Source organism: Pseudomonas sp. HP_14, from assembly GCF_055283875.1.
In genome coordinates, this window is sequence record NZ_JBTOQI010000011.1 from 213,678 (window position 1) to 228,334 (window position 14,657).

Genomic DNA, 14,657 nt, shown 5'->3' on the forward strand with positions numbered 1-14,657 from the left:
GATGTCCCCATGCCCTCGCTTTTTCTGGCCTCTGGCTCGCCACGCCGTCGGGAATTACTGACCCAGATTGGCGTTCCTTTCACGGTGCTTAGCGCACAGATTGACGAAACTCCTTTCGACGAAGAAACCCCCACTGCTTATGTCGAGCGGCTCGCCCGTGGCAAAGCGCAAGCCGGGCTGGCGTTGTTGGCGGACGATCAAGGTTGCGTCATGGGGGCTGATACGGCAGTGGTGCTCGATGGCCGTATCCTCGGCAAACCGGTCGATGAAGCTGATGCTCTGAGCATGCTGGCGGCCTTGTCCGGGCGTGAGCACGAAGTATTGACGGCGATTGCGCTGGTGACCCGGCAACGCTGTGAAACTCGCGTCGTGGCCAGCCGAGTGAGGTTTCGTGCTGTTTCAGGCAGCGAAGCCCTAGCCTACTGGGCCAGTGGCGAGCCTGTGGATAAGGCGGGCAGCTACGCTATTCAGGGTCTGGCGGCGATTTTCGTCGAGGGCTTGCAGGGCAGTTATTCCGCAGTGGTCGGGTTGCCTCTATGCGAAACCGCAGAACTGCTGGGCCGTTTCGGCATACCCTGTTGGCAAGGCCAGGAAGGTGACAAGTCATGAGTGAAGAGATTCTGATCAACATCACGCCAATGGAATCACGAGTGGCAGTGGTGGAAAACGGTGTTCTGCAAGAGGTCCATGTCGAGCGGACCCAGCGGCGTGGCATCGTTGGCAATATTTACAAAGGCAAGGTTGTGCGGGTTTTGCCGGGCATGCAGGCGGCGTTCATCGACATTGGTCTGGACCGTGCCGCATTCATTCATGCTTCGGAAATATCCATGCGTGAAGGCTCGGCCGTAGAAACCATCAGCTCGCTGGTTCACGAAGGTCAGAGTTTGGTCGTACAAGTGACCAAAGACCCGATCGGCAGTAAGGGCGCGCGTCTGACGACACAGCTGTCCATTCCGTCGCGGTATCTGGTGTACATGCCCAAGACCGCACACGTCGGGATCTCCCTGAAAATCGAAGACGAAGCCGAGCGTGAGCGGCTTAAAAAAGTAGTCAGCGATTGCGTCGCCCTTGAAGGCATCAAAGAGGCCGGTGGTTTTATTCTGCGCACCGCCGCTGAAGGGGCCGGAGCTGACGAAATCCTTATGGATATTCGTTACCTGCGTCGTCTCTGGGATCAGATAGGAGAGCAGATCAAGACCATCAGCCCGCCCAATGTGATTTACGAAGACCTTGGCCTGGCATTGCGCACCCTGCGTGATTTGGTCAGCCCGCGTATCGAAAAGATCCGTATTGATTCCCGGGAAACCTTTCAGAAAACCACGCAGTTTGTCGCTGAGCTAATGCCGGAAATCGCTGATCGTCTGGAGCACTACCCAGGTGAACGACCGATCTTTGACCTCTATGGCGTCGAGGATGAAATCCAGAAAGCCCTGGAGCGCAAGGTACCGCTCAAATCCGGTGGCTATCTGGTGATTGATCCGGCTGAGGCGATGAGCACCATCGACGTCAATACCGGTGCATTCGTGGGGCATCGTAATCTCGAAGAGACGATCTTCAAGACCAACCTGGAAGCGGCTACCGCCATTGCCCGACAGCTGCGTCTGCGCAATCTGGGCGGCATCATCATTATTGATTTCATCGACATGGAAGACGGTGAGCATCAGCGCCAGGTGTTGCGGACTCTGGAGAAGCAACTGGAGCGCGATCACGCCAAAACCAACATTATCGGAATTACTGAGCTGGGTCTGGTACAGATGACCCGCAAGCGCACCCGTGAAAGTCTTGAGCAGGTGCTCTGCGAGCCCTGTCATGCCTGTCAGGGACGCGGCAAATTGAAAACCCCGGAAACTGTCTGTTACGAGATATTCCGGGAAATCCTGCGCGAAGCCCGCGCCTATCAGGCTGTGGGCTACCGTGTATTGGCTAACCAGCGCGTCGTGGACCGCCTGCTTGATGAAGAGTCGGGTAATGTGGCCGAACTGGAAGCGTTCATCGGCCGTACGATTCGTTTTCAGGTCGAAACCATGTATTCACAGGAACAATACGACGTCGTACTGCTCTGACATTGCTCAAAATGAAAATGATTTGATAACGGTGCCTCAGGGCCAGCGGCAAGGAAGCCGTCATTAAGAGAACTCTGCGTGGTAAATGAGCAAACCCCCTACAGCACCTGCACCATTGAGTGGGGTCATTTCACGCAAGCCAGTTGCTGCGCGTCTCCGTCTGGAGGCTCGCCGATATGGGGCGCCTGACACGTTTCTTCTCGCTGCTGACGCGTTGGGGTCTGAGCCTCTGCGCGTTGGTTCTGGTCATGGCAGCGTTGTATGTCAGCGTAGGCCGTGAACTGACGCCGCTGATCGCCGGGTATCGCGTTGAGGTCCAGAGCAAGGCTCAGGCAGCAATCGGAATGCCTTTGGCGATTGGTAGCCTGGAGGGTAGCTGGCGGGGCTTTTCCCCGGTTTTCGTTGCCAACGATGTGATGGTAGGGGACGGTGCGAGTGCCGTACGTCTCGATGAAGTACGTGCAGAGCCTGACCTCTGGGCCAGTCTGCTGGCATGGGACGTGCGTTTGGCACACGTGGAAGTCAACGGGCTGCAAGTCATTCTGAAGGAAGATCAGGACGGTCATTGGGCCCTGCAAGGGCTGCCAGTCCAGGATGACAAACCTCTGGATCCTGAGCAGATACTTAACCAGCTGCAGGTTGTGTCACGTCTCTCGCTGCTTAACAGCCAGGTTACCCTGCAACCTTTTGAGCAAGCTCCGCTTACCCTCACTTACGTCAACCTAAGCCTGGCCACGGGTAGCGTTCATCAACGTATTGACGCGCGTTTGACGCTTCCCGACGGTCAGCCGCTGGCGCTGAACGTTCGTTCGCGGATTCAGGCCCGGCAGTGGCAACAGGGTGAAGCGGATATTTACCTGAGTCTTCCACAAAGCGACTGGTCGAAATGGCTGCCTAAAACCCTGACCCGCCAATGGAAGGTGTCGACGCTCAAGGCCGGTGGCGAATTCTGGTTGAGTTGGGGTGAGGGCACCGTACAAAGCGCGGTTGCGCGCCTTAATGCTCCGGTGGTGAAGGCCGGATACGCCGAACGTAAATCATCGACAATCAAGAATCTGGCGCTGAATGCCTGGCTCAGTCGTGGTCGCGACGATGGCCTCAAGGTGAACCTGAGTTCGCTGGCCATGGACCTCAATGGCAAGCGTTGGGAAAGCGACATTCAGCTCGATCAGAAGGTTGCGAGCACTGATCAGGAAGAACTCTGGCACGTTCAGGCTGACCGGCTCGATCTGACGCCTGTGACACCGCTGCTGGATTCTCTTGCTCCGCTCCCTGAAACGCTCAAAGAGGTGATTGATAACCTCAAGGTGACCGGCGCTCTGCGCAACGTGTTGCTTGATTACCGTCCCCAGGCAGTAGGCGACCAGCGATTGAGCTTCGCTGCCAATCTGGAAAATATCGGTTTCCACGCTTATCACGGTGCCCCGGCTGCCGGAAACGTCAGCGGTGCAATCAGTGGGGATCTGGGCCAGGGTGAGTTGCGCCTCGACAGCGACAATTTCATGCTGCATCTGTATCCGATCTTCAACAACGAATGGACTTACCCGAAAGCCAATGCACGTCTGACCTGGCGTCTGGATGACGAGACATTTACCCTCACGGCGCCCTATATCAAGGTCTTGGGTGATGAGGGCAAGATCGCAGCCGACTTCCTGATCCGGCTGCATCTGGCTCATGAGCGGGCTGACGAAGATTACATGGACCTGCGGGTCGGCATGGTCGATGGCGATGGCAGTTACACCAGCAAGTACCTGCCAGCAGTGCTTAGCCCGGACCTGGACAAGTGGCTGCGTACAGCGATCATTGGCGGCAAGGTCGATCAGGGATTCTTCCAGTATCAAGGTTCATTGAGCAAGAACGCTGCGGACACTGCGCGGGTGATCAGCCTGTTTTTCAAGGTGCGTGACGCGACACTGGACTTCGAGCCGGGCTGGCCGCGACTGACCGGCGTGGATGGCAAAGTCTATGTGGAGAACAGCGGTGTACGAGTCAAGGCCAGCAAGGGCAAGCTGCTCAATACTGACGTCAGCAAGGTGCTGGTCAATATTCCCCACGTGCCAGCCGGGCAACCCAGTCATTTGCTGGTAGACGGCAATTTTTCCGGCGATCTGGCCGACGGTGTGAAGATCCTTCAGGAGGCCCCCATTGGCACCGCCAGCACCTTCGCGGGCTGGCAGGGCGATGGTCCTCTGGATGGCAAGCTGAAACTGGATATCCCGCTGGTCAAGAATCAGGAACCCAAGATAGCGGTGGACTTCCGCACTGAAGGGGCGCGTTTGAAACTGGCTGATCCGGCGCTGGATCTGACCCAGTTGAAAGGTGAGTTTCGCTTCGACAATGCCAAGGGGTTGAGTGGCAAAGGTGTGCGTGCACAGGCGTTTGATCGGCCGGTCACCGCGGAAATCGCGGCGGAAGGTAAGCCAGGTGCGAACCTGACCCGTGTGGTTGCCAATGGTCAGATCACCGTCAAAAGGCTCACCGAATGGTTGGGCGTTACCCAGCCATTGCCCGTATCGGGCGATATTCCGTTTCAGTTGCAGCTTAGTCTCGGTGGTCCCGACAGCCTGCTGCGGATCAACTCCAGCCTGAAGGGTGTAGCGGTTGATTTGCCGGCGCCTTTTGGCAAGCCAGCGGATACAGGCCTGGACAGCGAATTTCGCATGACACTTCAGGGCGCGGAGCGGCGCTTTGGTTTTGCTTACGGCAAGCAGGCCAATCTGGCGTACGCTGCCGCGCCGGGCAAGCTGGCGGAGGGGCGTGGCGAGTTGTTTCTGGGGGACGGCGGTGCAATCGTACCTGAGGCCAAAGGCCTGCGCGTTCGCGGCTCTCTGCCTGAGCTCGATGTTGCACCCTGGCAGGCAATGGTCAACCGTTATGCCGGTGAAGATCCGGGCGGTAGTGCCAAGCAGTTGGTCAATAACGTCGACCTGCAAATCGGCAAGCTGACGGCCATGGGGACAACGCTGGACAAGGCCAGTGTTCAGCTCAAACGCAGTACTGACAATTGGGCGTTGTCGCTGGACAGTCAGCTTGCCAAGGGGACTGCAACGTTACCGGATGCCAAGGACGCGCCCATTGGCATCGACATGCTTTATGTCCGTCTTCCTGCGCCTGACCCCGCTGCGGTTGTCGTGGAAAACGCTCCCGACCCACTGGCAGATGTCGATCCGGGCAAAATCCCGGCACTGGATATCAAGGTCACGCAGCTCTTTCAGGGTGAGCAGCTACTTGGCGCCTGGTCGCTTAAAGTTCGTCCGACGGCTACCGGTCTTCGTCTGTCCGATCTGGACCTTGGCCTCAAAGGCATGCAGTTGAAAGGCGAGGGCGGCTGGGAAGGTGCACCTGGTGCTACCAGCAGTTGGTACCGTGGCAACATTGAAGGCAAGCAGTTGGGTGATGTGCTCAAAGCCTGGGGGTTTGCTCCAACGGTCACCAGCGAATCGTTCGAACTGAAAGCAGACGGCCGTTGGCCCGGTTCGCCTGCCTGGGTATCGCTCAAGCGGTTCTCTGGCAGCCTGGATGCCAAGCTCGAAACAGGGCAGTTTGTCGAAGTCGAGGGCGGCGCACAGGCACTGAGAGTGTTTGGCCTGCTCAACTTCAATTCCATCGGTCGTCGTTTGCGCCTGGACTTCTCGGATTTGCTCGGCAAAGGCCTGAGCTACGACAGGGTCAAAGGTCTGCTGGTGGCGAGCGATGGCGTTTATGTCACGCGAACCCCGATTACCTTGACCGGCCCTTCAAGCAATCTTGAGCTGAACGGTACGCTGGACATGGTCAAAGACCGTGTCGATGCCAAGCTTCTGGTTACGCTGCCAGTCACCAACAACCTGCCGATTGCCGCTCTGATTGTCGGGGCGCCCGCGATTGGTGGGGCATTGTTCCTGGTCGATAAATTACTGGGTGATCGCGTCGCACGTTTCGCCAGTGTTCAGTACAAGGTTGAAGGGCCCTGGAAAGAGCCGAAGATTACCTTCGACAAGCCTTTCTAAACGCCTCAATAGGGCGCTAGGCCGTACCGTGACCGTTCACGCGCCGTTAGACTCTGTCGGCGCTGACGAGCACCGCGTGGCTGCGATCGCGGTGTATCAGGTAGACCGCTATCGCAGCCTCGCGGTGCTCGTCAGCTCCTAAAGAGAAAAGCATTCCGGTTCGGGTGGTTGCGTGTTGTTTGAGGAGAAGCCGCCATGTCGTTTGCCGTGATTCAAATGGTTAGCCAGAGCGATGTAGCGGGTAATCTGGCTCAGGCCCGGCGTTTGCTGGAGCAGGCCGCAGCCTCTGGCGCGCGGTTGGCGGTATTGCCGGAAAATTTTGCTGCCATGGGCCGTCGCGACGCCGCGGATATCGGTCGGGCCGAGGCTTTGGGGCAAGGGCCAATCCTGCCATGGTTGAAACTCGCCGCCCGCGACCTCAAGTTATGGATAGTTGCTGGTACCGTGCCGCTGCCGCCAGCCGCTCAGCCTGAAGGCAAAATCACGGCGTGCTCGCTATTGATTGATGAGCACGGCGAACAAGTGGCGCGCTACGACAAGCTACATTTGTTTGATGTGGATGTTGCTGACAGCCGTGGACGGTATCGGGAGTCTGATGACTATGCTCATGGCAGCAACGTGGTGGTCGTCGATACCCCCGTAGGCCGATTGGGTTTAAGCGTGTGTTACGACTTGCGCTTTCCTGAGCTGTACACCGCACTGCGAGAAGCAGGTGCCGAATTGATTACTGCGCCGTCGGCCTTCACCGCGGTGACTGGCGCAGCGCATTGGGACATTCTGATTCGTGCGCGTGCTATTGAAACCCAGTGCTACCTGCTGGCGGCCGCGCAGGGCGGAGTCCATCCGGGACCCCGTGAAACTTATGGACATGCGGCAATCGTCGACCCTTGGGGACGAGTGCTGGCTGAGCAGGCACAGGGTGAAGCGGTGCTGCTGGCCACGCGAGACAATGAAGAACAGGCGTCCATACGGGCGCGGATGCCGGTGTCCAGTCATCGGCGATTTTTTACGCAGGACGCAGTGCGGCCTGTGCAGACCTCGGAGTGAATATGAGCGACTTGTCCTCTGTCAGCGAACACCTTTTGGCTCCCGGTGGCTTGAACCTCGACAGCCTGCAGTCGGTGCTGGGTGAGCTGGCGGGTCCGGGTATCGATGCCGCTGACCTGTATTTCCAGGGGCAGATTTCTGAGTCTTGGTCTCTGGAAGACGGCATCGTCAAAGAAGGCAGCTTCAACCTCGACCAGGGTGTCGGTGTACGCGCCCAGTCCGGTGAGAAAACCGGCTTTGCCTACAGCAATGCGATCACGCAGGAAGCACTTAGCACTGCTGCTCGCGCGGCTCGTTCGATTTCTCGGGCCGGTCAGAATGGCACCGTACAGGCGTTCACATCTCAGGATGTGGCCCAGCTGTACGCGCCGGACAATCCGCTGGAAGTCCTGACCCGCGCCGAAAAAGTTGAGTTATTGAAGCGTATCGACGTTGCCACCCGTGCGCTGGATTCACGCATTCAGCAAGTCACGGTGAGTATGGCCGGGGTTTGGGAGCGGATTCTTGTAGCTTCCACCGATGGTAGTCTGGCGGCCGATGTGCGGCCTCTGGTGCGTTTCAACGTCAGTGTGATCGTCGAGCAGAACGGACGTCGTGAGCGTGGCGGCCATGGCGGCGGCGGGCGTACCGATTACCGTTATTTCCTCAACGAGGACCGCGCCATGGGCTATGCCCGGGAAGCGCTGCGTCAGGCGCTGGTCAATCTTGAAGCGATTCCGGCTCCGGCGGGCACGCTGCCTGTGGTTCTAGGGTCCGGTTGGTCCGGTGTCTTGCTGCACGAGGCGGTTGGTCACGGCTTGGAAGGCGACTTCAATCGCAAAGGCAGTTCAGCTTATAGCGGTCGTATGGGTGAGATGGTCGCTTCAAAACTGTGCACCATCGTCGACGATGGCACACTCGCCGGACGCCGTGGCTCGTTGAGCGTCGATGACGAAGGCACGCCAACCGAATGCACCACGCTGATTGAAAATGGCGTGCTCAAGGGTTACATGCAGGACAAGCTCAACGCGCGCCTGATGGGCGTGGCGCGTACCGGTAACGGGCGCCGTGAGTCCTACGCGCATCTGCCCATGCCGCGCATGACCAACACTTACATGCTGGGTGGGCAGAGCGATCCGCAGGAAATCATTGCGTCGGTCAAACGCGGCATCTATTGCGCGAATCTGGGCGGCGGTCAGGTGGACATCACCAGCGGCAAGTTCGTGTTTTCAACCAGCGAAGCGTATCTGATCGAGGACGGCAAAATTACTGCGCCGGTCAAAGGTGCCACCTTGATCGGAAATGGGCCGGAGGCCATGAGCAAGGTGTCGATGGTGGGTAACGATCTGTCGCTGGACAGCGGCGTCGGTACCTGCGGCAAGGATGGCCAATCGGTTCCGGTAGGCGTAGGTCAGCCGACCCTGAAGATCGATGCGATCACGGTAGGTGGCACAGGCGGTTGAGGATGTGAGGCCGGGGCAGACTGATGAACAGTCCGCCCCATGGTCGAGTGTTAACGCAAACCGCGTTGTTTCTCGTCCAGCTCACGGATGTATTTGAAGATTTTGCGGCTCGAAGCGGGTGCCTTGTTATGGGCCAGCTCGTGTTGAGCCTGACGGATCAAAGAGCGCAGTTGCTGACGATCCGCTTCCGGATATTCAGCAACAAACGTTTCGAGGACGCCGTCATCACCGGCGATCAGGCGATCACGCCAGCGTTCCAGGCCGTGAAAACGTTCGTTGTATTGGCGAGTGGAGGCATCGAGTTGATCGAGAAGCACCAGAATGGCGTCCAGATCCTGATCGCGCATCAGCTTGCCGATGAACTGAATGTGCCGTTTGCGTGCGATATGAGCGGTGTGCTTGGGCGCATCGGCCAAAGCTCTACGCAGCGGATCGGTCAAAGGCAGCTTGTTCAGCAGGTCGGGTTTGAGCGACACAAGACGCTCGCCAAGTTCAACCAGAGCATGCAGCTCACGTTTGACCTGGGTTTTGCTTTTCTCCCCGTCGAGGGAGTCGTCGTAAGAATCAACCATGGGGGCAGTCCGCAAATAAACGCCGCCATGATAACCAGTCAGGGGCCTCTTGTCCGGCCCACTCGGTATTCGGCTCGTGCCGAAAGCAGAATTTGATGGAGAAAGTCATGAGTGCATCACAAAGCGTCGGCCCACAGGCCCTGCCTGCACTGCAGGAACAAGTCGAACAGATCATCGCCGAAGCCAGACGCCAGGGTGCCAGTGCCTGTGAAGTTGCAGTGTCGCTGGAGCAGGGGCTGTCGACATCCGTTCGTCAGCGTGAAGTCGAAACTGTCGAATTCAATCGTGATCAGGGTTTCGGTATCACCTTGTATGTCGGCCAGCGCAAAGGTTCGGCCAGCACCTCTGCAACTGGTGTTGACGCGATTCGTGAAACCGTCGCTGCTGCGCTCGCAATCGCCAAACACACCTCCGAAGACGAAAGCTCAGGATTGGCCGATGCTGCGTTGATGGCCAGGGAACAGCAGGATTTTGATCTGTTTCACGCCTGGGATATTTCGCCGGAGCAGGCGATCGAAAAAGCACTGATCTGCGAAGCAGCCGCCTTCGACGCCGACAGCCGGATCAAGAATGCCGACGGCACGACGCTTAATACCCACCAGGGTTGCCGCGTGTACGGCAACAGCCATGGCTTTATCGGCGGCTATGCGTCGACCCGTCACAGCCTGAGTTGCGTAATGATTGCTGAAGGCGAAGGCCAGATGCAGCGTGACTACTGGTATGACGTGAGTCGCCAGGGTGAGTTGCTGGCCGATCCACAGAGCATCGGCCGCAAAGCTGCCGAGCGTGCTGCAAGCCGTCTGGGCGCACGCCCGGTACCCACCTGCGAAGTGCCGGTGCTGTTCTCGGCCGAGCTGGCTGGCGGGCTGTTCGGCAGTTTCCTCGGGGCGATTTCTGGCGGCAATTTGTACCGCAAATCATCGTTCCTTGAGGGCTCTATCGGTCAGCGATTGTTTCCCGAATGGCTGACCATTGACGAGCGTCCGCACTTGATGCGCGCTATGGGCAGTTCAGCGTTCGACGGTGATGGCCTGGCCACTTATGCCAAGCCATTCGTCGAAAATGGCGAATTGGTCTCGTACATTCTCAGCACCTATTCGGGCCGTAAACTGGGTTTGCCAAGTACCGCGAACGCTGGCGGTGTGCACAATCTGTTCGTCACTCATGGTACTGAGGACCAGGCGGCGCTGATTCGACGCATGGGCCGCGGTTTGCTGGTCACCGAGTTGATGGGCAGCGGTCTGAACATGGTAACGGGTGATTATTCCCGTGGTGCAGCTGGTTTCTGGGTCGAGAACGGCGAGATCCAGTTCCCCGTTCAAGAAGTGACGATTGCCGGCAACATGCGCGACATGTTCAAACAAATCGTCGCCGTAGGCAGCGACCTCGAGTTGCGCAGCAATATCCGCACGGGTTCGGTGTTGATCGAACGGATGACCGTCGCCGGTAGCTGATACATAAAGCTGTCGCCCCCACCTTTGTCTCTGTGGGAGCTGAGCCTTGCTCGCGATAAGGCTGGATGCGATCTGAAGTGAAACGTGTCCAGCCTTATCGCAAGCAAGCTCCGCTCCCACAAAAAACATGCCGCTCCGACAATTATTCTCCTCCCCCTCTAAATCCCTTCACCCTCTACGGTTGTTTTGATTCTCAATATCATTTAATAATGAATATCATTATCTGAATGAGCCGTGGTCATGGGTCCTGTTTTGCACGCGCTTCCTGCGCACCTCGAAAACTGGCGCGGGATGAGTTTCAGAATTCGTTGTGCCCTTGAGCCTGACGAACCACGGTTGATTGATCGTTACCTGGCCGAAGGCCGTTACCTGGCGCGATTTACCGCCACGCCTCAGCGAATGATTGCTGAAACCTCCTTTCGACTGCTCATCGATACCGCTCGCGATACGGTTCTGCCCTGGCATTGGCGCTGTTTGTGCGTCGATCAGGCCTGGCGTCCGTTACGTGATCTCAAGGCCCTGATCAATTGCGCGGCCGACCAACAACGCTGGCAGGCCTGTACCTGGCAATTGGCGACATGCCTGCTGCAGCCCTCGATCTCTCTCACTGAACTGGTGCAAGGAAATTCCGATGAGTAATACCCGTATCGAACGCGACAGCATGGGCGAACTGCAGGTCCCTGCCGAGGCCCTGTATGGCGCGCAGACCCAGCGTGCGGTGAACAACTTCCCGATCAGTAATCTGCGCATGCCAACGCAATTCATTCGGGCGCTATTGCTCGCCAAGGCTGCTGCTGCACATGCCAACCTTGAGCTTGAGCAAATCACGGCCGCACAAAGCGAAGCCATCGTCAGTGCCTGCCAGGAACTATTGAGCGGTGATTACATGGCGCACTTCCCGGTGGATGTGTTTCAGACTGGCTCAGGCACCAGTACCAACATGAACGCCAACGAAGTCATCGCGACTATTGCCAGTCGTGTACTGGGTGACAAGGTCAATGCCAACGACCACGTCAACTGTGGACAGAGCAGCAACGACATTATTCCGACCACCATCCACGTCAGCGCCGCCCTGGCGTTGCACGAGCAGTTACTACCGGCGTTGACCCATCTGGTCGAAGTGATCGAGCGCAAGGCTGATGAGGTGCACCCGTTCATCAAGACCGGTCGTACGCATTTGATGGACGCCATGCCGGTGCGCATGAGCCAGGTACTCAATGGCTGGGCTCAGCAGATCCGCGCCAACATCGAGCATTTACAGGCTTTACTGCCGAGCCTTCAGGCGTTGGCTCAGGGGGGGACGGCGGTGGGTACCGGGATCAATGCGCACCCGGAGTTCGCCAAACGCTTCAGCAGCCATTTGAGCCGCTTGAGTAACGTCGCGTTTGAACCGGGCAAGGACTTGTTTGCGCTGATCGGCTCTCAGGATACCGCTGTGGCCGTATCAGGCCAGCTCAAAGGCACCGCCGTATCGCTGATGAAAATCGCCAATGACCTGCGCTGGATGAACTCTGGCCCGCTGGCCGGGCTGGGAGAGATCGAGCTTGAAGCGCTGCAGCCGGGCTCGTCGATCATGCCGGGCAAGGTCAATCCGGTAATCCCGGAGGCCACTGCCATGGTTGCTGCTCAAGTCATTGGCAATGACGCAGCGATCACGGTCGCAGGTCAGTCGGGCAACTTTGAGTTGAACGTAATGCTACCGATCATCGCGCAGAACCTGTTGAGCAGCATTGAGCTACTGGCTAATTCCAGTCGACTGTTGGCGAACAAGGCCATTGCGACGTTCAAGGTCAATGAAGCGAAGCTCAAGGAAGCGCTGTCGCGAAATCCTATTCTGGTTACTGCGCTGAACCCGATCATCGGTTACCAGAAAGCCGCAGAAATCGCCAAGACGGCCTACAAACAAGGGCGTCCGATTATTGATGTCGCCCTTGAACACACCGACCTGCAACGCAACCAACTGGAAGCGCTGCTTGATCCGGAAAAACTCACCGCTGGCGGGATCTGACCTGTCGGCCATCGCTTGAGGAGTCGCGCCATGGAGCATTGGAAACGCACAATCGAACACGCCAATCGCTGTTTCAATCTCGGTGAGCTGGTTGACGCCCGCGAGTTGTATTTGCAGGCCTTGGCACTGGCTCAGGTGTTGTTCGAGCGCTGGCCAAACCCCGACGAAGCGGTGGCCGCTTGCGTCATTTCCCATCACAACCTCGCTGACCTGCATTTGAGTCTGGGTCAGCCGGAGGAAAGCGCAGAGTACCTGTGCGCGATCCATCAGCACCTGCTGCGGGTCATGCAAGAGCAACGCTTACCGCCAGCGCTGCGCCAGGCTGCCTTGCGCCACAGCAGTAAAACCTACGCCGAGCTGCTGAGTTTTATCAGTGAGCATGGTGAGTACCCGCGCACCCATCGCCTGTTGAACAGTGGCGGCGAGCATTCACGCTCGTCATTACAACGGAATGCCGCTGCCACTTCCGGCCTTTTCTACGGAGTACATTGATATGCCGTTTACCCTGCCTGCCTTGCCATATGCTTACGACGCCCTGGAACCGCACATTGATGCGCAGACCATGGAAATCCACTACAGCAAGCATCACCAGACCTATATTAATAACCTTAACGCCGCGGTTGAGGGCACCGAATGGGCTGAATGGCCGATCGAAAAGCTGGTGGCCGCTGTTGCTCAACTTCCTGAGAAACTGCGCCCGGCAGTGATCAATCAAGGTGGCGGTCATGCCAACCACTCGTTGTTCTGGGCGGTTATGGCGCCAACCGGTGGCGGTTTGCCTGACGGCGCATTGGCTAAAGCCATTGACGAGCAACTGGGTGGTTTTGAGCAGTTCAAGGACGCGTTTACCAAAGCGGCGCTGACTCGTTTTGGCAGTGGCTGGGCCTGGCTGAGCGTGACACCGGAGAAAAAACTGGTCGTCGAGAGTAGCGGCAATCAGGACAGCCCTCTCATGAACGGCAATACACCGATTCTGGGCCTGGACGTTTGGGAGCATGCGTATTACCTGCTCTATCAGAACCGCCGTCCGGAATACATCGCCGCGTTCTACAACGTCGTCAACTGGCCGGAAGTTGCCCGGCGTTACCAGGCCGCTCTGGCCTGATCTTCCAATAATCAGATCCAGGGCAGTTTATGCGCACGGAAATACTCACCATCAGCAGTGGGCGGTTGTTTCGCCTGGCATTGGGTTCGGTTCTGCTGTTGGCAGGTATGGCGCTTCTGGTTGCGCACGCGCTCGAATGGCTGGATCTTGAGCCGCGCTTGATGCGGGCGCTGGAGGGCGGAGCAATCTGTGCTCTGGGGACCGCACTGGGCGCTGTTCCTGTACTGGTCATCAGAGGCATGCCTGCCTCTGTGTCCGATGGTTTGCTCGGCTTCGGTGCCGGGGTGATGCTGGCAGCTACGGCATTTTCGCTGATCGTGCCCGGGCTGGCGGCGGCTGAAAATCTTGGGTTTTCCCCTTGGGGGGCTGGCGGGCTCGTCAGTTTCGGGATTTTTCTCGGGGCTGTGGGCTTGTTTATAGTTGATCACACAGTCTCCAAAGGTTCGCCCCTGAGCGGTGACGAACTCCCTGCTATTGCGCCGCGGATCTGGTTGTTCGTGATCGCGATCATCGCCCATAACATCCCTGAAGGGATGGCTATTGGTGTGTCTGCCGGTGGCGGTTTGCCCGACGCCGACAGTCTCGCCATGGGCATCGCGATACAGGACGTACCCGAAGGGCTGGTCATTGCGCTAGTACTGGCCGGAGCAGGGATGTCGCGCTTCAAGGCATTTCTGATTGGTGCTGCTTCAGGGCTGGTCGAGCCGGTTTTTGCTTTGCTGTGCGCGTGGCTGGTGGCAATTGCCGAGTTGCTGTTGCCGCTAGGCCTGGCGTTTGCTGCAGGTGCCATGTTGCTGGTGGTCACCCAGGAAATCATCCCCGAGTCGCGTCGCAATGGGCACGATAAAGTCGCCAGTCTCGGCCTGATCGCCGGGTTCTGTCTGATGATGGTAATGGACACAGCACTGGCTTGAAGGAGTGGGCAGGGCGGCGAAGTGATATTCGCCTCCTGCGCACGTCTAAAACCACTTATAATC

At 57.9% G+C, this 14,657-nt stretch carries 12 protein-coding genes; 11 read left to right on the forward strand and 1 reads right to left on the reverse strand.

The window, feature by feature from the left end; all coding sequences use genetic code 11:
* The first annotated feature begins 9 nt into the window (after positions 1-9).
* From ACYASS_RS10495 to tldD, 5 genes are all read left to right on the forward strand, one after another.
* Entirely contained in the window at positions 10-609 is a 600-nt protein-coding gene (locus ACYASS_RS10495) for a Maf family protein (protein WP_463586071.1), read from the forward strand.
* A complete protein-coding gene (gene rng / locus ACYASS_RS10500; RefSeq protein ID WP_463586072.1) occupies positions 606-2,063 on the forward strand; it encodes a ribonuclease G in 1,458 nt (485 codons plus the stop codon). The genes ACYASS_RS10495 and rng overlap by 4 nt, the downstream gene beginning before the upstream one ends.
* Before the next feature lie 176 nt (positions 2,064-2,239).
* On the forward strand, positions 2,240-6,052 hold the full coding sequence (locus tag ACYASS_RS10505) for a YhdP family protein (protein ID WP_463586073.1): 3,813 nt from the start codon (positions 2,240-2,242) through the stop codon (positions 6,050-6,052).
* A gap of 195 nt (positions 6,053-6,247) precedes the next feature.
* Positions 6,248-7,099: a carbon-nitrogen hydrolase family protein gene (locus ACYASS_RS10510; protein WP_463586074.1), complete on the forward strand. Its 852-nt coding sequence runs from the start codon at positions 6,248-6,250 to the stop codon at positions 7,097-7,099.
* A 2-nt stretch (positions 7,100-7,101) separates the two neighbouring features.
* Entirely contained in the window at positions 7,102-8,541 is a 1,440-nt protein-coding gene (gene tldD, locus ACYASS_RS10515) for a metalloprotease TldD (RefSeq protein ID WP_463586075.1), read from the forward strand.
* A 50-nt stretch (positions 8,542-8,591) separates the two neighbouring features.
* Here tldD and yjgA read toward each other — a convergent pair whose 3' ends face one another.
* Positions 8,592-9,113, reverse strand: a complete 522-nt coding sequence (gene yjgA, locus ACYASS_RS10520) for a ribosome biogenesis factor YjgA (protein WP_095096470.1) — start codon at positions 9,111-9,113, stop codon at positions 8,592-8,594.
* 107 nt (positions 9,114-9,220) lie between these two features.
* Here yjgA and pmbA point away from each other — a divergent pair, with 107 nt between their 5' ends.
* The 6 genes from pmbA to ACYASS_RS10550 all read left to right on the forward strand — a co-directional run bounded on the left by pmbA (position 9,221) and on the right by ACYASS_RS10550 (position 14,594).
* Complete coding sequence (gene pmbA / locus ACYASS_RS10525) at positions 9,221-10,567, forward strand: metalloprotease PmbA (protein WP_463586076.1); 1,347 nt, start codon at positions 9,221-9,223, stop codon at positions 10,565-10,567.
* Between the two features lie 240 nt (positions 10,568-10,807).
* On the forward strand, positions 10,808-11,206 hold the full coding sequence (locus ACYASS_RS10530; protein ID WP_122662814.1) for a FagA protein: 399 nt from the start codon (positions 10,808-10,810) through the stop codon (positions 11,204-11,206).
* Complete coding sequence (locus tag ACYASS_RS10535) at positions 11,199-12,575, forward strand: class II fumarate hydratase (protein ID WP_463586077.1); 1,377 nt, start codon at positions 11,199-11,201, stop codon at positions 12,573-12,575. Before ACYASS_RS10530 ends, ACYASS_RS10535 begins: the two co-directional genes overlap by 8 nt.
* Positions 12,576-12,605: 30 nt before the next feature.
* The gene (locus ACYASS_RS10540; RefSeq protein WP_463586078.1) at positions 12,606-13,067 is read left to right on the forward strand and encodes a hypothetical protein; all 462 of its coding nucleotides are present in this window, start codon (positions 12,606-12,608) and stop codon (positions 13,065-13,067) included.
* A 1-nt stretch (position 13,068) separates the two neighbouring features.
* Positions 13,069-13,680, forward strand: a complete 612-nt coding sequence (locus ACYASS_RS10545; protein WP_122662808.1) for a superoxide dismutase — start codon at positions 13,069-13,071, stop codon at positions 13,678-13,680.
* Positions 13,681-13,709: 29 nt separating this feature from the next.
* A complete protein-coding gene (locus tag ACYASS_RS10550; RefSeq protein ID WP_463586079.1) occupies positions 13,710-14,594 on the forward strand; it encodes a ZIP family metal transporter in 885 nt (294 codons plus the stop codon).
* Positions 14,595-14,657: the final 63 nt, after the last annotated feature.

Excerpts from the sequence above, each read along its gene's own strand:
- yjgA (WP_095096470.1), bottom strand. The coding sequence starts at position 9,113 with ATGGTTGATTCTTACGACGACTCCCTCGACGGGGAGAAAAGCAAAACC.
- ACYASS_RS10510 (WP_463586074.1), top strand. The coding sequence starts at position 6,248 with ATGTCGTTTGCCGTGATTCAAATGGTTAGCCAGAGCGATGTAGCGGGT.
- ACYASS_RS10550 (WP_463586079.1), top strand. The coding sequence starts at position 13,710 with ATGCGCACGGAAATACTCACCATCAGCAGTGGGCGGTTGTTTCGCCTG.
- ACYASS_RS10505 (WP_463586073.1), top strand. The coding sequence starts at position 2,240 with ATGGGGCGCCTGACACGTTTCTTCTCGCTGCTGACGCGTTGGGGTCTG.
- ACYASS_RS10530 (WP_122662814.1), top strand. The coding sequence starts at position 10,808 with ATGGGTCCTGTTTTGCACGCGCTTCCTGCGCACCTCGAAAACTGGCGC.
- tldD (WP_463586075.1), top strand. The coding sequence starts at position 7,102 with ATGAGCGACTTGTCCTCTGTCAGCGAACACCTTTTGGCTCCCGGTGGC.
- pmbA (WP_463586076.1), top strand. The coding sequence starts at position 9,221 with ATGAGTGCATCACAAAGCGTCGGCCCACAGGCCCTGCCTGCACTGCAG.
- rng (WP_463586072.1), top strand. The coding sequence starts at position 606 with ATGAGTGAAGAGATTCTGATCAACATCACGCCAATGGAATCACGAGTG.
- ACYASS_RS10540 (WP_463586078.1), top strand. The coding sequence starts at position 12,606 with ATGGAGCATTGGAAACGCACAATCGAACACGCCAATCGCTGTTTCAAT.
- ACYASS_RS10545 (WP_122662808.1), top strand. The coding sequence starts at position 13,069 with ATGCCGTTTACCCTGCCTGCCTTGCCATATGCTTACGACGCCCTGGAA.
- ACYASS_RS10535 (WP_463586077.1), top strand. The coding sequence starts at position 11,199 with ATGAGTAATACCCGTATCGAACGCGACAGCATGGGCGAACTGCAGGTC.
- ACYASS_RS10495 (WP_463586071.1), top strand. The coding sequence starts at position 10 with ATGCCCTCGCTTTTTCTGGCCTCTGGCTCGCCACGCCGTCGGGAATTA.